The sequence below is a fragment of the Rhizobium sp. 'Codium 1' genome, assembly GCF_020889605.1.
GTDB classification, from domain to species: Bacteria; Pseudomonadota; Alphaproteobacteria; order Rhizobiales; family Rhizobiaceae; genus Allorhizobium; species Allorhizobium algae.
Genome location: NZ_JAJGPW010000001.1, coordinates 210,990 through 227,899, shown reverse-complemented (window position 1 = coordinate 227,899; position 16,910 = coordinate 210,990). Strand labels below are relative to the sequence as shown.

Annotated in this window: 14 protein-coding genes; 10 read left to right on the top strand and 4 right to left on the bottom strand. The window is 63.1% G+C overall.

Going from position 1 to position 16,910, the window contains the following annotated elements:
* Positions 1-14: 14 nt before the first annotated feature.
* Positions 15-890, top strand: coding sequence for a patatin-like phospholipase family protein (locus tag LJE98_RS01070; RefSeq protein ID WP_229572878.1), 876 nt, complete (start codon positions 15-17; stop codon positions 888-890).
* A gap of 4 nt (positions 891-894) precedes the next feature.
* Here LJE98_RS01070 and LJE98_RS01065 read toward each other — a convergent pair whose 3' ends face one another.
* A complete protein-coding gene (locus LJE98_RS01065; protein WP_229572877.1) occupies positions 895-2,703 on the bottom strand; it encodes a monovalent cation:proton antiporter-2 (CPA2) family protein in 1,809 nt (602 codons plus the stop codon).
* A 135-nt stretch (positions 2,704-2,838) separates the two neighbouring features.
* On the opposite strand from LJE98_RS01065, the gene LJE98_RS01060 reads away from it, so the two are divergent.
* The 6 genes from LJE98_RS01060 (at position 2,839) to lpxK (ending at position 8,663) form a co-directional block, all read left to right on the top strand.
* Entirely contained in the window at positions 2,839-4,185 is a 1,347-nt protein-coding gene (locus LJE98_RS01060; RefSeq protein WP_229572876.1) for a TldD/PmbA family protein, read from the top strand.
* On the top strand, positions 4,172-5,008 hold the full coding sequence (locus tag LJE98_RS01055; protein ID WP_229572875.1) for a 3'(2'),5'-bisphosphate nucleotidase CysQ: 837 nt from the start codon (positions 4,172-4,174) through the stop codon (positions 5,006-5,008). The genes LJE98_RS01060 and LJE98_RS01055 overlap by 14 nt, the downstream gene beginning before the upstream one ends.
* Before the next feature lie 62 nt (positions 5,009-5,070).
* Positions 5,071-5,307, top strand: coding sequence for a DUF4170 domain-containing protein (locus tag LJE98_RS01050; protein WP_229572874.1), 237 nt, complete (start codon positions 5,071-5,073; stop codon positions 5,305-5,307).
* Positions 5,308-5,459: 152 nt separating this feature from the next.
* A complete protein-coding gene (waaA, locus tag LJE98_RS01045; protein WP_229572873.1) occupies positions 5,460-6,785 on the top strand; it encodes a lipid IV(A) 3-deoxy-D-manno-octulosonic acid transferase in 1,326 nt (441 codons plus the stop codon).
* A gap of 22 nt (positions 6,786-6,807) precedes the next feature.
* Positions 6,808-7,515, top strand: coding sequence for an HAD family hydrolase (locus tag LJE98_RS01040; protein ID WP_229572872.1), 708 nt, complete (start codon positions 6,808-6,810; stop codon positions 7,513-7,515).
* A gap of 113 nt (positions 7,516-7,628) precedes the next feature.
* Entirely contained in the window at positions 7,629-8,663 is a 1,035-nt protein-coding gene (gene lpxK / locus LJE98_RS01035) for a tetraacyldisaccharide 4'-kinase (protein ID WP_229572871.1), read from the top strand.
* Positions 8,664-8,666: 3 nt separating this feature from the next.
* Here lpxK and LJE98_RS01030 read toward each other — a convergent pair whose 3' ends face one another.
* Both LJE98_RS01030 and mutL read right to left on the bottom strand, forming a co-directional pair.
* Complete coding sequence (locus tag LJE98_RS01030) at positions 8,667-8,897, bottom strand: DUF2093 domain-containing protein (RefSeq protein WP_229572870.1); 231 nt, start codon at positions 8,895-8,897, stop codon at positions 8,667-8,669.
* Between the two features lie 94 nt (positions 8,898-8,991).
* Positions 8,992-10,839: a DNA mismatch repair endonuclease MutL gene (mutL, locus tag LJE98_RS01025; protein WP_229572869.1), complete on the bottom strand. Its 1,848-nt coding sequence runs from the start codon at positions 10,837-10,839 to the stop codon at positions 8,992-8,994.
* A 279-nt stretch (positions 10,840-11,118) separates the two neighbouring features.
* On the opposite strand from mutL, the gene LJE98_RS01020 reads away from it, so the two are divergent.
* Positions 11,119-12,891: a response regulator gene (locus LJE98_RS01020; protein WP_229572868.1), complete on the top strand. Its 1,773-nt coding sequence runs from the start codon at positions 11,119-11,121 to the stop codon at positions 12,889-12,891.
* A 113-nt stretch (positions 12,892-13,004) separates the two neighbouring features.
* Positions 13,005-14,366 carry a putative bifunctional diguanylate cyclase/phosphodiesterase gene (locus LJE98_RS01015; protein WP_229572867.1) on the top strand — a complete coding sequence of 454 codons (1,362 nt, stop codon included), beginning with the start codon at positions 13,005-13,007 and terminating at the stop codon, positions 14,364-14,366.
* Positions 14,367-14,377: 11 nt separating this feature from the next.
* Here LJE98_RS01015 and LJE98_RS01010 read toward each other — a convergent pair whose 3' ends face one another.
* Positions 14,378-15,280 (bottom strand): LysR substrate-binding domain-containing protein, encoded by a 903-nt coding sequence (locus tag LJE98_RS01010; RefSeq protein WP_229572866.1) that lies wholly within the window; start codon positions 15,278-15,280, stop codon positions 14,378-14,380.
* Positions 15,281-15,367: 87 nt separating this feature from the next.
* Between LJE98_RS01010 and LJE98_RS01005 the strand changes: the two genes are divergently transcribed.
* On the top strand, positions 15,368-16,909 hold the full coding sequence (locus tag LJE98_RS01005; protein WP_420710077.1) for a trimethylamine methyltransferase family protein: 1,542 nt from the start codon (positions 15,368-15,370) through the stop codon (positions 16,907-16,909).
* The last annotated feature ends 1 nt before the right edge of the window (position 16,910 follow it).

The window sequence follows — 16,910 nt, the reverse complement described above, 5'->3', positions numbered from 1 at the left end:
AAGAGGCTTGGCTCATGGATCTCGTCGCTGAAACGCCCATCCCGTCGAATGCCGTGAAGGCCGATCCGACCATCGGCCTGGCACTCGGGGCAGGGGGCGCACGCGGCTTTGCCCATATTCCGGTTCTTGAGGTCTTCGACGAACTCGGCATCAAGCCGGCCCTGATTGCGGGCTCGTCCATGGGGGCAATCATCGGCGCCGGTTATGCCGCCGGCATGAGTGGCCGCGATATCAGGGACTACACGCTGGAACTGGCCGACAACAGAGGCCTCGTCCTCAACCGCTTCTGGAGCCTGCGCCCGGCCAGCATCCGCGCGCTTGGCGGTTTTCGCCTCGGCCAGTTCAATCTGCCGCGCCTGCTGCGCGCCTTCCTGCCGCCCGAGATCCCCGAAAATTTCGCAGACCTCAAGCTCCCGGTGACGATCATCGCCACGGACTATTATGGGCAATGCGAGATGGTGCGCAGCGAGGGTGATCTTTATGAGGCGCTCTCTGCCTCCGCTGCAATTCCGGCGCTTTTTGCGCCCGTTACCATTGACGGCCGGCTGATGATCGACGGCGGGATCTTCAATCCGGTGCCCTACGATCACCTCGTCGGCAAGGTGGACATCATGCTGGCCGTCGACGTGATCGGTGCGCCGGAGGGCGACGGTTCGCGGATGCCCAACCGCATCGACAGTCTTTTCGGCGCCTCGCAGCTGATGATGCAGTCGCACATTGCCCTGAAGATGAAGATTTGCCAGCCGGACATCTACATCCGCCCGGAGATCAACAGTTACAAGGTCCTCGACTTCTTCAAGGCGCGCCAGATCCTCGAAATCTGCGATCGGCTGAAGGAACCCCTGAAGCGGGATCTCGCCGCCCGTATCGAGGACTTCGTCCGCCGGTGATCGATCAGGCGGCGGGCGCTTCCGTCGAGGTTTCGACGGTGTGGACCGGCTTCTTCGGCTTGATGAGCGGTTCGGGCTTGACCGGTCGCTTGTGTATCAGTTCCCGGCCCGCAAGAATGCCCTCCTGGGCCTGCAGCCGGAGCCGTTCGTTGTCCCGGCGCCTGATGTCCTCGCCGACCTCGTAGGCTTCGTCCTCCGTCGCGCCGAGCCCTTCCAGCGTGCGGCGTCCGAAGAGAAGACCGGACTCGAAGGTTTCTCGCAGTTCATATTCCACGTCTCGGGCTCTGAGTTCCAGGCTGTGGATGCGATCGTAGGACCGCACGAAGAGACGCACATCCGGATATTCGGAGCGGATGAGATCGACGATTTTGTCGGTGATATCCTTCCTGTGCGTGCACACAGCGACGATCTTGGCTTTCTCGATGCCGGCGGCCCGCAACATGTCGAGGCGCGTGCCATCGCCGAAATAGATCCGGAACCCGAAGGTTGCCGCCTGGCGCACGCGATCCGGGCTGTCGTCGAGAATGGTAACGTCACGTCCACTGGCGAGCAGGATTTGCGCCGCGATCTGCCCGAAGCGGGAAAACCCGACCATCAGTACGTCGGAGCCTGCCCCTTCAAAGTCCTCATCCATCTCTTCCTTTTCGCCAGCCTCCCGCGCCAGGAGCCGTTGGCCGATCAGCGCGGTGAGCGGCGTAAGCGCCATGGACAGGGTGACGATGGAAATGAGCAGGGACGACTGTGCGCCCGAGAACAGGCCTGCAGCCGCGGCCGTGGTGAACAAGACAAAGCCGAACTCGCCGCCTTGCGGCAGGAGCACGGCGATCCGGATTGCATCGCTGCGCGAGGAGCCGGAGACCCTACAGATGCTGAAGATGATCAGCGCCTTGACGGCCATCAGCACCGGCACGGCAATGGCGATCAGGGCCACATTGTCGATGATGACCTCGAGTTCCATCGACAAGCCGACGGCGATGAAGAAGAGCGCAAGCAGGAGCCCGCGGAAAGGCTCGATATCCGCCTCAAGCTCGTGGCGATAGGAAGACTCCGCCAGCATGACGCCGGCAAGGAAGGCGCCCATGGCCATGGACAGGCCGGCCGCCTGCAGCAGATAGGCCGAACCCAGCACGACAAAGAGGGCAGCCGCGATCATTGCCTCCCGAGCCCCGGTGCGGCCGATGATCTGAAACATCGGCGTCAGCAGATATCGCCCGGCAAAGATCATCCCGATCACCGCAGCCAAGGCAATACCGACTTCGATGAGGGGAGAATGCTGCGCTTCGCCACCCTGCAGGCCAAGCACCGAAACCATGGCGAGGAGGGGTACGATGGCGAGATCCTGGAAGAGCAGGATCGAGAAGGAGCGCTGTCCGTAGCGGCTGTTCATGTCGCCGTAGTCATCCAGCAACTGCAGCGCAAAGGCGGTGGAAGACAGTGCCAGACCGAAGCCGGCGACCAGTGCCCCGCGCCAGTCGAGCAGGCCCGCCCAATAGACCAGCAGCGTCAAGATGAGACCGGAAAGCACAACCTGACTGCTGCCGAGCCCGAATATGTCGCGCCGCATGTGCCACAACCGGCTGGGCTTGAGTTCCAGTCCGATGATGAAGAGCAGAAGCACGACGCCAAGTTCGGCGACCGCCAGGATTTCTCCCGAACCACCGATCAGGTGCAGGATGGGGCCGATGACCACGCCGGCCGCGAGATAGCCGAGCACCGTTCCGAGCCCCAGCTTGCGGAAGATCGGGGCTGCGATGACCGCCCCTCCGAGAAGAAGCAGGGGTTGGGCGAACAGTGCTTCGGTTGCGCTGGCCAAGGGTAATCTCCTCGTTTTCCGGGATCGAGCGGACTGGAATGGAACCTATGCCGGGCAAGTGAACGGAAAAGCCCGAACCGCCCTTGATGCCCCTTCTAAGGCACAATAAATGGAGCGGGAAGGAAAGGCCAACCCATGCCCAATCAAATCGATTCCGCCAATCTCCTAGAACGCGCCGAACAGCTTGTCGACCTCGCCATCAAGGCGGGTGCAGACAAGGCGGATGCTGTGGTCGTGCGCTCCCGCTCCAAGGGCGTCAGCGTTCGCCTCGGCAAGGTCGAGTCGACCGAGGCCTCCGAGAGCGACGACTTTTCGCTCCGCGTCTTCATCGGCCGTCAGGTGGCGTCCGTTTCGGCCAATCCCGGCTTTGATCTCACGGCGCTCGCCGAGCGCGCCGTCGCCATGGCCAAGGTCTCGCCCGAGGATCCCTTCGCCGGCCTCGCCGACGAGAGCGACATCGCCAGAGATATCCCCGACCTGCAACTTTTCGACGATATGGATGTATCGAGCGACCAGCTGCGCGAGAGCGCGCTCGCCATGGAAGAGGTGGCCCGCTCGGTCGCCGGTGTCAGCAACTCGCTTGGCGCTGGCGCCTCCGCTGGCATGGGTGGCCTGGTTCTCGTCACATCCCACGGTTTCTCCGGCAGCTATGCAGGTTCGCGTTTCTCACGCTCCGTCGGCGTCATTGCAGGCGAAGGCACCAAGATGGAGCGCGACCACGATTTCGACAGCCGCCTCTATTTCGCCGAACTCGACAGCCCGGAAGAAATCGGTCGCCGTGCCGCCGAGCGGGCCATCCGTCGCCTGAACCCGCGTCAGGTCCCGACGGCCTCCAATCTGACCGTCGTCTTCGACCCGCGCGTCGCCCGCGGTTTCGTCGGCACGATTGCCGGTGCGATCAATGGCGCCTCGGTCGCCCGCAAGACCTCCTTCCTGCGCGACAAGATGGGCCAGCAGGTTCTGAAGGCGGGTCTCAACATCACCGATAATCCGCTGAAGGTTCGTGGTTCCTCCTCGCGCCCCTTCGACGGCGAGGGCGTCTCCGGCAAGCCACTCACGATGATCGAGGACGGCGTGCTCAAGCACTGGTTCTTATCCTCGTCTGCCGCACGCGAACTCGGCCTCAAGACCAATGGTCGCGGCGTGCGCGGTGGGACATCGGTCTCTCCGTCCTCCACCAATCTGGCGCTGGAGCCCGGTGACATCTCACCGGAAGAATTGATCCGCAACGTGGGCACGGGCCTCTACATCACCGACATGATCGGCCAGGGCGTCGACATGATAACGGGCGAATACAGCCGCGGCGCGAGCGGTTTCTGGATCGAGAATGGCGAGTTGGCCTATCCGGTGTCGGAGATCACCATTGCGTCCAACCTCAAGGACATGTTCATGCGGATTACGGTGGCCAACGACATCGACCGCAAGTTTGGCGTGGCTGCTCCCACACTCGCCATCGAGGGCATGACCCTTGCCGGACTCTGAAGAAAAACGATCGGACCCCGCCCAGCCGCGTTTCGACTGGCTGGCGGATCTCGCCCTGATTACAGACGCCGCCCGGGAGGCCGGCAAGGTGGCGCTTGCCTATTTCGGCCAGTCACCCGAGGTCTGGTGGAAGAATGAGGGCCGTTCGCCGGTCAGTGCGGCCGACTACGCCGCCAATCGTGTTCTGGAAGAGATTCTCCGCCACGCACGGCCGCACTACGGCTGGCTCTCCGAGGAAACGGATGACGACCCGGCGCGTCTCTCAGGCGACACGCTCTTCGTCATCGACCCGATCGACGGCACCCGCGCCTTCCTCGCCGGCAAGGATACCTGGTGCGTGTCGGTGGCCGTCGTCCACAAGGGAAAGCCCGTCGCCGGAATTCTGGTCGCGCCGTCGCTCGGGGAAGAATTCACAGCCGCGATCGATGAACCCGCTCGCCGCAACGGCCAGGATATCGCCGTCTCGACGGTCGGCATCGAGGATAGCATCAAGATCGCCTCCGCCCAGGACATGGTCGCGACTTTCAGCCCGATCTTGCGACCCCGGATCGAACGGGTGGATCACATCCCCTCGCTCGCCTATCGGCTGGCTCTCGTGGCCGATGGACGCATCGACGCGACGCTGGTCAAGAAGAGCTCGCATGACTGGGATCTCGCGGCAGCCGATCTCATTCTGGCCCGCGCTGGAGGATCGATCACCGATCTCGAAGGACAATCACTCGTATACAACAGGCAAGACGTGACGCATCCGGTGCTCTGTGCAGCATCGGCGGACATTCTTCCGGCATTGCTGAAGAACATCTCCCGAATTCCCCGGAGTTGACCTTTGGGGCGAAATCGCGCAGATGGGTGGCAACTACTTATGAATGGGACAAGGCCAAAAACATGACTGAAACCAACGAAAACAAGCAGCTTCTCCATCTGGTTTTTGGCGGTGAACTGTCGAACCTTGAGGAAGTGCAGTTCCGCGATCTGAACGCGCTCGACATCGTCGGCATCTTCCCCGATTACGCCAGCGCCCTTGTGGCCTGGAAGGCGCGGGCGCAGGCAACGGTCGACAATGCCCATATGCGTTATTTCATCGTCCACATGCATCGGCTGCTGAACCCTTCGGACAAGTGAGCCGAAGGACGGCGGTTTGCTGAGGGCCGCAAGGGATGGCCCGCAAGGGTCACGTTTTGAACTCAGTCTTCTTGCATCTCTCACTTGTGGCGCAGTGACGCCTCCTGAACGGGCAGAATGGCATTGTCGATGAAGATCAGCAGGTTCGACCGATGGCACTAAGTGATGGCCTGGCCTCCTTTGCCTTGACGTCCTACGGCTGGCTGGGTCTTGCAGCTTACCCTCTGTCGCGCCCGCTGCTGGCCTATCGTGCGGCCAAGGGCAAGGAGGATCGCGCCCGCCGCGCCGAGCGCTTCGGCAATGCAAGCCTGCCCCGGCCTGCAGGTCCTCTCGTCTGGATCCATGCGGCAAGCGTCGGAGAAACGACGGCTGTCCTGGCCCTGATGCGGGAACTGCGGCGTCGCGACATCCACGTGCTTCTGACCACGGGGACCGTCACCTCCGCCGAAGTCGCCAAGAACCGTCTCGGCGACATGGTTCTGCATCAATATGTACCGCTCGATCTCCTGCCGCCCGTTCGCCGCTTCCTGGATTACTGGCAACCGGACGTCGCCATTGGCGTCGAATCCGAGATCTGGCCGACAACACTTGCCGAGCTGCATCGCCGCCACATTCCGCAGATCCTCGTCAATGCCCGCATGTCGGATCGCTCCTTCGACCGCTGGAAGCGCCATCCGGCGATCGCGGAAACCCTGTTCGGCAAGCTCGCTCTGGTGATCGCCCAGTCCGATCTCGATGCGGAGCGCTTCCGCGATCTCGGCGCCTGGCCGGTCAGCGTGTCCGGCAATATCAAGGTCGACAGCGATGCGCCGCCCTGCGACGAGCAGGTGCTCGAGGGGTACCGACAGCAGATCGGCACGCGCAAGACCTGGGCGGCGATCTCCACCTTTGAAGGCGAGGAGAAGATCGCCTCCATGGTGCACCGGGCGCTGAAGGCCCATACGGGACTTCTGACGGTCCTCGTCCCACGCCACCCCGACCGTTGCGACGAGATCGAGGCCATGCTGGTCGAGAAGGGGCTTGTGGTCGCCCGCCGCACGCGCGGCGATGTCATCACGGCGGAAACCGACGTATTCCTCGGCGACACGATCGGCGAGATGGGCCTCTATCTGCGCCTGACCGAAATAGCCTTTGTCGGTCGCTCGCTCTCGGCAGAGGGCGGCCAGAACCCATTGGAGCCGGCCATGCTCGGCTGTGCCGTGCTGTCGGGTCCGCAGGTCAGCAATTTCCGCGAGAGTTACCAACGGCTGGTGCGCAAGGGCTCGGCCCGGATCATCCGCGATGCCGAAATGCTGGCCAAGGCCGTACACTTCCTGATGAGCAATGACGTGGCCCGGTCCAAGATGATCGATGCCGGCCTCGAAAGCATGCAGGAAATGCGCGGGGCGCTGACGGCAACGCTGAAGGGGCTCGAACCCTATGTCAGTCCGCTCTCGGTCAAGGCGAAACTCGAACCGCGCAGCGCCAGCCAGGGCTGATAGTTGAACCAGGATCGTTCCCATGCTTGAGAAGCCCCGGATTGCCGGCATCCTGTTCGACAAGGACGGAACGCTGCTCGATTTCGACGCGAGTTGGGGGCCCGTGAACCGCAAGGTGGCGAAGATGGCCGCAGATGGCGACGCGGTCCTGGCCGACCGCCTGCTTGAGGCCTGTGGCATGGATCCCGTCACGGGCGACATCGTGCCGGATAGCCTGTTTGCGTCTGGCAACACCATCGAGATTGCCGAAGGCATGATCGAAGCCGGTTCGCCCTTGACGCTCGATGTTCTGGTGCCACAGATCGACGACTGCTTTGCCGACGCCGCTCAGCTCTCCGTACCGGTTACCGAACTCGCACCGCTTTTCTCGAGGTTGCATGGCAAGGGTCTGCGCCTCGGCATCGCTTCCAGCGACAACGAGCGCTCGATCCGGGTCGCCGCCGAACGCTTCGGCATCCTGCCATATGTCGATTTCGTCGCCGGCTATGACAGTGGTCATGGCAAGAAGCCGGAGGCTGGCATGGTGCTCGGCTTCTGTGCCGCGACCGGCCTTGCCCCGTCCGAGGTCGCCGTCGTCGGTGACAACAATCACGACCTGCACATGGGGCACAATGCCGGTGCCGGCCTCAAGATCGGCGTTCTCTCCGGAACCGGCTCGCGCGAGACGCTGGCCCTTCATTCCGATCTGGTCCTGGCCGACATCACCGAGCTTGAAGCGGCGATCAACTGAGGGTTGGCGTGTCATTTCGGCACGGCTCCGCTTGACCATCGCGCAAGCCAGTGGTTCTTGTTGCGCCCAAGGGAAGGCGCCAGAGGGGCGCCGAGGTCACGGCAGGGACGAAAATGGTATCCGAGGCACCGCCATTCTGGTGGACCAAGACCGGTTGGCAGGCGATCTGCCTCTATCCGTTATCGTTCGTCTATGGCCGGATTTCCGGTGCCGTCATGCGTCATCGCCGCGGTCATGTCCTGCCGGTCCCCGTCATCTGTATCGGAAACTTTACCATCGGCGGTGCCGGCAAGACGCCGACCGCGATCGCGATTGCCCGTGCCGCAAAAGCCAAGGGTTTGAAACCCGGATTCCTGAGCCGCGGTTATGGCGGCTCGCTGGATGTGACCACCGTGGTCGATCCGCATCACCATCGTTCCACCGCCGTCGGTGACGAGCCACTCCTGCTCGCCCGCGAGGCGCTGACAGTGATCTCCCGTCGCAGGGTTGCCGGGGCAGAGAGGCTGGTGGCCGAAGGTGTCGACCTCGTCATCATGGATGACGGTTTCCAGAGTGCACGGCTTCTGGTCGACTACGCGCTGATCGTCGTCGACAGCATGCGTGGCATCGGCAATGGCTGGGTCGTGCCCTCGGGTCCCGTGCGCGCACCGATCGGCATCCAGATGCGTCAACTCGATGCGATCCTGAAGGTCGGCAAGGGTGATGCAGCCGACCAGTTCGTCCGACAGGCGTCGCGCAGCGGCAAGCCGGTCCTGGTCGCCAATGTCGTACCGAAGGCGGGTGGCGATCTCGCCGGTAGGTCAGTACTGGCTTACGCAGGTATTGCCGATCCCAACAAGTTCTATCGCACGCTGGAGGAACTTGGCGCGGTCATCGTCGATCGGCAGGACTTTCCCGATCACCATCATCTGGGTGAAGACGAGGTTTCAGATCTGCTCGCCCGCGCCGAAAGGCAGGGGCTGCAGCTCGTGACCACGGCAAAGGACAGCGTCCGCCTGTCGGGCGGCCATGGTCGCTCGGGGGAGCTTCAGGAGAAATCGAGGGTCGTGGATGTCGACATGGTCTTCGATGATTCCAGGGCGCCGGACCTGATCATCGACCGTGCGATCCAGGCCTGCCGTCGCCGGCGTCTCGGCAAGAAGGCCTGAAATTCAGCGCCGCTGGTTGGGCAGTGCGCCCGCACGTTTCTCGGCTTCCAGCGATGCGGCCGCATCGACATAGGCTTCCTGCCGCGCAACGCTCCAGTACCGGAGTTCGTCGACCATGACGGGCCGTCCGGTGATCGCGCAGGTGACGAAGGTTCCCGGCGTCAGGATCTGGAAGTCGGCATCCAGATAGCGGATTTTGGCTTCGCGGTTTCCGCCGCCTTCGAAACGGTTCATCACTTTTCTCCTGCGCCGCGTGTCACGGAACTGCAATACAGCGCCCTCCGCGCGATTAAAAGATGGCTCGTCGCAAAACCCACCATCTGGCCGCTCAGCTGCGCCCGAACAGCCGTTCGATATCAGAGAGCTTGAGCTCCACATAGGTCGGGCGTCCGTGATTGCACTGACCCGAGCCCGGCGTCTGCTCCATCTGGCGCAAAAGCGCGTTCATTTCCTCGACCCGAAGACGGCGCCCGGATCGCACCGAACCGTGGCAGGCCATGGTCGCTGCGACATGCTCCAGCTTGGCCGACAGCCGGTCGGCCGTGTCCCATTCTGCGATCTCGTCGGCGAGGTCGCGCACCAGTTGCGAGGCGTCCATTTCACCGAGCATGGCCGGTGTCTCGCGCACGGCAATCGCGCCCGGGCCGAAGCGTTCGATCGCAAGCCCCAGCTGCTCGAGGCTTGCTGCATGGACCATCAACCGGTCGCAATCCTCTTCCGGAAGATCGACGATGTCTGGAATGAGCAGACCTTGCGAGGGGAGGCGGCGACCGGAAAGCGCCTTGCGCATCTGCTCGAACACGAGCCGCTCATGGGCTGCATGCTGGTCCACGATCACGAGACCATCCTCTGTCTGCGCCACGATGTAATTGGCGTGCACCTGCGCCCGCGCGGCACCCAGCGGATAATTCGCGATCGCCTCCACGGATGCGCCCTGAGGGACAGGCGAGGGGATTGGTTCGCTCCGGGTCGTTGGCATGGACAGGCTGTCGAATGCAACCTGCGCCGCTTCGGCAAAACCATGTGCGGCAGGTGCTGCCGCACCAGTAAAGCCGCCGCTGAAGCTTGGCGCTGCACCATGGAATGGCCGCGACGGCGAATTGGCCGGCGACCAAGCTTGCGCCGGCTGCGGTGAATATCCGGGACGGAAGGCCCGCAGCATGCCGCCGGCGCCTGTCGTCGCTGCCCGGTCGCCCTCTCTTTGCAGGGACTGCCGGATGGCGCCGACGATCAGACCGCGCACCAGCGCCGGATCGCGAAAGCGCACGTCGGATTTCGCCGGATGCACGTTGACGTCGACCAGCGCCGGATCGAGCGTCAGCGACAGCACCGCGACCGGATAGCGCCCCTGCGGAATGGTCTCGGCATAGGCGCCGCGGATCGCCGACAGGATCTGCTTGTCCTGCACAGGCCGACCGTTGACAAAGGCATATTGATGGGCGGAATTGCCCCGATTGAAGGTCGGCACGCCGGCAAAGCCCGATAGCCGCACATCTTCGCGCTCGGCGTCGAGCTCGATCGCATTGTCCTTGAAATCGGCGCCCAGGATCTGCGCGATACGCGCCAAGTGATCGTCGCCGGTGCCGGGGAATTCGAGCGTCGAGCGGTCCGTGCCCGAGAGTACGAAGCGGATCGCCGGGAAGGCGATCGCCATGCGCTTGACGATCTCGGTGATCGCACCCGCTTCCGCCTTTTCCGTCTTCATGAATTTCAGCCGCGCCGGCGTCGCGAAGAACAGGTCGCGCACCTCGACCGTCGTGCCGGGATTGGCCGCCGCCGGGCGGACGTCCCCGACCTTGCCGCCAAACACGGCGATCTCCGCCCCACTGTCGGCCCCGGCGGGTCGACTGGTGATCGTCAGCTTCGCAACGGAGCCGATCGAGGGGAGGGCTTCGCCCCGGAAGCCGAGCGAGCGGATGTCGAACAGGGAATCGTTGAGCTTCGACGTGCAATGACGGCGAATGGCGAGCGCCAGGTCCTCCGGACCCATGCCGCAGCCATTGTCGATCACGCGCAGCAGCGTCTTGCCGCCGCCGGCCGTCGCCACCTCGATCCGGGTCGCGCCGGCGTCGATCGCATTCTCGATCAACTCCTTCGCCGCACTGGCCGGCCGTTCGATGACCTCGCCCGCAGCGATCTGGTTGATAAGCGTTTCGGAGAGCTGCTTGATGTTCATCGATCCATTTTCGCGGATTCGGGGCGCCGACGGAAGGTGAAATCGCAAGATGTGGCCGCTCATGCCCATCATTAAGCGGGCCTTAACGGAATGTCTCTAGTTTGATCCATGACTTGCGATGTCTCTGCAGCAGGTCTGCTGGCGGCGGAATGAGGACACGGGCCGGAGTGCTCCTCGATTTCACCACTGCCCGAAGCGCTCCCCGGCATGCGTCCGTCATAGCATCGGCCCGATGCATTTCTCGTTGCCATCAGCGGCGAGGTCCCCAGAGGCAACAGTGTGAGCGAGTTTCCACCGGTCCCCGGTCTGGACATGAGAGTTGAGGGGCACGACAGTCCGTCGACCGATGCCTCCCTCGACGCTGCTCTGCTGGATGCGGTTTCGGAGGCCTTTTCTGCGGCCCTGATTGTCTATGATCGTCACGACCATCTGATATTCGCAAGCCGCAGCGCCCGCCAGTTCATGCCGCTGCCTTCAACCTTTTTCACGCCTGGAACGCGCCTGAGAGACATACTCGGCGCAGCCTATGACGCAGGGCTCAGCCATGCCGTGAGCGGCCAGTCCGGGAGCGCGCCGCTCAGCCGGGAAGAATGGCTGACCTGCCAGATCGCCGCGCATTGGAAGGAACGTTCGGAGCTGCAGTCGAGCGATGACGGCAAGCGCTGGACCCGCTTCTCCAAGCGCAGGCTGTCCTCGGGTTTTGGATTCTGCGTGATGAGTGACATCACCGAGCAGAAGCGCCGCGAAGAGCAGTGGCGTGCCGACATCGAGCGTGTCCAGCTCACCGAGGAAATCCTCGACAATCTCGCCCATCCGGTCTTCGTCCAGGATCGCAATCTCCAGCTCGTCGCCGTCAACAAGGTTTTCTGCTCGGCTGTCTCCGTCGGCGCCGAAAATGCCCTTGGCGGGTCGATTGCCAATTTCTTCGAACCTGAGGTCGCCACCCGGCTATCAGCCGCCTCGCGCCATGTTCTGGAGACGGGGGTCACATCGTCGCTCACCGTGCCATTGCAGCTCGATGGCGGTCCGCCAAACCCGATCCTCGTACATTTCCAGCGTGTCGGCACACCCGGTCGCTATCTCGTGGTCGCGAGCCTCGGCGAGATGGCGGGCACGGCAGGCAGTGTTCCCCATCCGGGCGAGCCTGCCAACTCGCCGGCCGATGGTGACCGGGATCACGGTGTGATTGACGGCCGTCTGACCGGCCGGAAGGCCTTGCTCGTCACCGGCGACCGGGAGTTCGAAGCGCGTGCGCTCGAAATCCTGCAATTGCTCGGTCTCGACAGTTGCTGTGTCCGCGACGATCAGGAACTCGATGCATTCCTGTCAGTCGCCCGGTCGGTTGCCGTGGTCGTCGATCTCGCGATCGTCGATGTCGACCTCGACATGCGCTGCCTGGAACTTCTTCAGGCGGTGGATGTCGACTATATCACCTTGCAGTATTCCGACATCTCCGGTGACCTTGCCTTCAGTGTGCTCGATCGCATGACTGCCCTGCGGGCGGCACCTGTGCCGGCGGATGACTGGGAAATCACCACGGAAGATACGCCGTCCTTGCCTGTCCGCGAGCCCCCTCCTGAGGCAAGGCTCCCGGAAATTCGCAGCCGCAAGGTTGCGGCTCCACCGGTCGCCCCTCCGTCACGCTCCCCTCTCTCGCCCTCCATGGTCCTCGTCGCCGAAGACAACGAGATCAACCAGATCGTATTCTCCCAGATCCTCGAGGGGCTGGGTTATGCCTACCGCATCTGTGCAGACGGCGAGAGTGCGGTCCGTCTTTGGTCCGAACTCAATCCGGCGATCATCCTGATGGATGTCACGCTCCCCGGCATCAACGGCTTCGAGGCGGCCCGCCGCATCCGCCAGATGCCGACCGAGGGCGCGGGCCAGACACCCATCATCGGTGTCCTCACCCAGGCGTTCGATCGCGACCGCGAAGCCTGCTTTGCCTGCGGCATGGACGAGGTGATCCTGAAGCCTCTCAGCCCCGATCTCATCGACCAGGCGATCCGCCGCCTCGTACCGGACATCGCCCGGCACGCATCGACCGCCTGATCACCCGAATATTGGGGTATTCCTGGTGTCTGATCCGGATGGATCGATATTATAATTTTAAAGGTTTGGCCCCATTCTGGCACGCATGGAAAGAACCGTACCAGGAAGCATGAATGGGTCCCGCCCGAAGCGCCCCTGACCAGCAAGATCAGGGCGACCAAAAGACGATAGGCTACACCGATCGATTGACCGGCCTTGGCAACCGCCACCGGCTGGGCGACAAGGTGCGCCAGCTCGCAGCCGATCGCGCGGCCGACCCCGCTCCCTTCACCGTCGGTATTGTCAATCTCGATGGCTTCAAGCCAATCAACGACCTTTTCGGTCAGGCCGCCGGCGATGAAATCCTTTGCCAGGTCGCCCACCGCCTGAAAGCTTGCGCCCCTGACGGTGCCACCGTCACCCGCCACGACGGCGACGAATTTGCGATTGTGCTGCCGCTCGTCTTCGAGCGTCTCGGGGCTGAACGCGCCGGCCAACTGATCAAGGATGTGCTGTCGGCCCCATATGATCTCGGCGATCGAAATGTGCGCCTCTCCGCTTCCCTCGGCTTTGCCGTCTATCCCTTTGCCGGCGAGGATTTCGAGGAACTGATGAAGAGCGCCGAGACGGCGCTTTACCGCTCCAAACGCCGCGGCCGTGGCCAGATCACTGTCTATTCCCGTGAGATTGCCCAGGAAATGAAGCAGGCGACGCAGCTCGAACAGGCGCTGCGCAATGCCATCATCAACGATACGGTCGACGTGCATTTCCAGCCGATCGTCAGGCTTCGCGACAACAGGGTCGTCGGCTTCGAGGCGCTCGCCCGCTGGATCGATCCCGACCTGGGTTTCGTTTCTCCGGCCGTCTTCGTGCCGCTTGCAGAAGAGCGCGGCTTCATCGACACGCTCTCCGAGACGCTCCTGCGCAAGGCCGCAGAAGCGACGCTCGCCTGGCCGCGCGATCTCTTCCTGTCCTTCAATCTTTCCTCGGTCCAGCTTATGGACCTCCGCACATCCCTGAACACGCTGTCGATCCTGAACAGCGTCGGATTCGACCCGCGCCGCCTGGAGCTCGAGATAACCGAGACGGCCGTGATGTCGTCTGCCGATACCGCCCGCCTGATCATCAAGCAGCTGAAGGATGCCGGCATCCGTATCTCGCTCGACGATTTCGGCACCGGCCAGTCGAGCCTCGGCCGATTGCGGGAATTCACTTTCGACAAGGTGAAGATAGACCGGGCTTTCGTCTCGGCAATCACCACCGACCGCACCTCCGAACACATCATCAAGGCAATCGTCAGCATGTGCGAAGGTCTGGAGCTCGAGGTTGTCGCCGAGGGTATCGAGACGGAATTCGAAGCGCAGAAGCTGAGAGAACTCGGCTGCGGTATGGGGCAGGGCTACTATTTCGGCAAACCCGTCGATGCGGCCGCCACCCTGCGTTACCTCGCGGAGCATCACCACGACTTCGCGCTCGTCAACCGCGCGACCGCCTGAACGCCTTTGCCTCAGGTCTGCGTCAGCAGCCAGTCACGCACCCGTGTCGCAGGCGCACTGAGCTCCCGTGAGCGTGGCCAGACCACGTGGAAGGCCTGACCGGTCCTTAGTGCATGGCCGCCCACCTCGACGAGTTGTCCCTGATCGACCAGCCGCTCGACAAGATGCCGCCAGCCGAGCGAAATGCCCTGGCCCGCCAGCACCGCCTGGATGACGAGCACATAGTCATTGATCGCCAATCGCCGTCCGGTCGGCCGATAATCGGTGCCGGCGGAGGCAAACCATTCCGGCCAGCTGCAGGCTTGGCGCACCGGTTCTTCCAGCCAGATCAACCGATATCGGGCAAGGGCTGCCGGACTGTCCGGCAGCCCGTTCGCCTCGACGAATGCGGGGCTTGCAACGGCCGAGACTATTTCCGCGGCGAGTTCCGCCGAATGATAGTGCGGCCAGTCCTTGGGATCGCCACCGCGAATCCCGAGCGGAATGTCCTCTTCGTCGAGATCAAGATCACGCACGCTCGTCTGGATCCTGAGATCGATATCGGGCAGGTCATCCCGAAGCGCCGAGAGCCGCGGCAACATCCACATCGAGGCAAAAGACGTGGAAGCAGCCAGCGTGACATTCACTTCACGGCCCTTGCTGCGGATCTCCTCCGCGGCCCGCCCGATGCGCGAGAGCCCTGCCGAGACGTCGGCATGAAACCGCTCGCCCACTTCGGTCAGCCTCGCCGCCCGATGCTGGCGTTCGAAAAGCGGCGTCCCGAGCTGCTGCTCCAGACCGCGGATCGCATAGGATACCGCGACCTGAGACATGCCGAGTTCCTGCGCCGCGCGGGTGAAATTCTCGTGCCGGCCCGCAGCCTCGAAGATCACGAGGGCATTGGCCGAGGGAATGAGGCTGCGAAAGCTTGTCATAAGTTCAGCTTATCGCATCTCCAGTAATTTTCCAGCGTCACAGGGCGATAGCCCTGACATAGCCTGCGGTAAAACGGAGGGGTGCGAATGGATCAGGTGATTGCGGAACCAATGCCGACGCGGCGGCAGCGCCCGGCTCGACGCGGCACGGCGACAGTCTCGCCGCTCGTGGTGCCCTTCATCCGACGCAACATCCCGACCTATGACATCCTGTCGGAGGAGAGCCTGCTGCGGATCGAGGCCGTGGCCGACCGTATCCTGGCCGAAATCGGCATCGAGTTTCGTGACGACCCGGCAGCCCTCGACCTCTGGCGCAAGGCCGGAGCAGATATGGATGGCCTTCGCGTGCGTTTCCCAAAGGGCATGCTGCGCGAGATCCTCGCCTCCGCGCCGGCGATGTTCACCCAGCACGCCCGCAACCCCGCCAACAATGTCGAGATTGGCGGCAATGCCGTGGTCTTTTCGCCGGCCTACGGCTCGCCCTTCGTCATGGATCTCGACAAGGGGCGCCGCTACGGCACGATCGAGGACTTCCGCAATCTGATCAAGCTTGCCCAGTCCTCGCCCTGGCTGCACCATTCTGGCGGCACGATCTGCGAGCCGGTCGATGTGCCCGTCAACAAGCGCCATCTCGACATGGTCTACAGCCATATGAAATATTCCGACCGCGCCTTCATGGGCTCGGTGACGGCAGAGGATCGCGCCGAGGAATCGATCGACATGGCGCGCATCCTTTTCGGTGCCGATTTCGTCGATCAGAACTGCGTCATACTGGGCAATGTCAACGTCAACTCGCCGCTGGTCTGGGACGGCACCATGACCAGGGCGCTTCGAGCCTATGCCCGCGCCAACCAGGCCGCCGTCATCGTACCCTTCATCCTTGGCGGAGCCATGGGCCCGGTCACCAATGCGGGCGCCATCGCCCAGGCCCTGGCGGAAACCATGGCGGGCTGCGCGCTCACCCAGCTCGAGCGCCGAGGCGCGCCGGTCATCTTCGGCAATTTTCTCTCTTCCATGTCGCTGCGCTCGGGCTCGCCCACCTTCGGAACACCGGAGCCGGCGATCGGCTCGATGGTCATCGGCCAGCTTGCCCGTCGCCTGAAGCTGCCGCTCCGTTGTGCCGGCAACTTCTCCAATTCCAAGTTGCCGGATGCCCAGGCCATGCAGGAGGGGGTCATGTCCATGCTCTCGGCCGTGCATTGCGGGGCAAACTTCGTTCTGCATTCGGCCGGCTTCGTCGACGGCCTGCTTGCCATGTCCTACGAAAAGTTCGTCATGGACACGGATTTCTGCGGTGCCCTGCATTCCTACCTCGCCGGCGTCGTGGTCGACGACAACACTTTGGCCATGGATGCCTTCGAGGAGGTCGGTCCGGGCAGTCACTTTCTCGGCTCGGCCCATACCATGCGCAATTATCAGACGGCCTTCTGGGATTCGGGTCTGTCCGACAACGAGCCCTTCGAAAAATGGTCCGAGGCCGGCTCCACCGACATGGCGACCCGGGCGAATGCCCGCTGGAAAAAGACGCTCGCCGAATACGAAGCGCCGCCTTTGGACATCGCCATCGACGAGGCTCTTCTAGACTACGTGGATCGGACGAAGCGCGCCAAGCCGGACGCCTGGTATTGAA

Bases quoted from the DNA above. Each gene is read 5' to 3' on its own strand.
- LJE98_RS01070 (WP_229572878.1), top strand. From the start codon at position 15: ATGGATCTCGTCGCTGAAACGCCCATCCCGTCGAATGCCGTGAAGGCC.
- LJE98_RS01060 (WP_229572876.1), top strand. From the start codon at position 2,839: ATGCCCAATCAAATCGATTCCGCCAATCTCCTAGAACGCGCCGAACAG.
- LJE98_RS01050 (WP_229572874.1), top strand. From the start codon at position 5,071: ATGACTGAAACCAACGAAAACAAGCAGCTTCTCCATCTGGTTTTTGGC.
- waaA (WP_229572873.1), top strand. From the start codon at position 5,460: ATGGCACTAAGTGATGGCCTGGCCTCCTTTGCCTTGACGTCCTACGGC.
- LJE98_RS01040 (WP_229572872.1), top strand. From the start codon at position 6,808: ATGCTTGAGAAGCCCCGGATTGCCGGCATCCTGTTCGACAAGGACGGA.
- lpxK (WP_229572871.1), top strand. From the start codon at position 7,629: ATGGTATCCGAGGCACCGCCATTCTGGTGGACCAAGACCGGTTGGCAG.
- LJE98_RS01030 (WP_229572870.1), bottom strand. From the start codon at position 8,897: ATGAACCGTTTCGAAGGCGGCGGAAACCGCGAAGCCAAAATCCGCTAT.
- mutL (WP_229572869.1), bottom strand. From the start codon at position 10,839: ATGAACATCAAGCAGCTCTCCGAAACGCTTATCAACCAGATCGCTGCG.
- LJE98_RS01015 (WP_229572867.1), top strand. From the start codon at position 13,005: ATGGGTCCCGCCCGAAGCGCCCCTGACCAGCAAGATCAGGGCGACCAA.
- LJE98_RS01010 (WP_229572866.1), bottom strand. From the start codon at position 15,280: ATGACAAGCTTTCGCAGCCTCATTCCCTCGGCCAATGCCCTCGTGATC.
- LJE98_RS01005 (WP_420710077.1), top strand. From the start codon at position 15,368: ATGGATCAGGTGATTGCGGAACCAATGCCGACGCGGCGGCAGCGCCCG.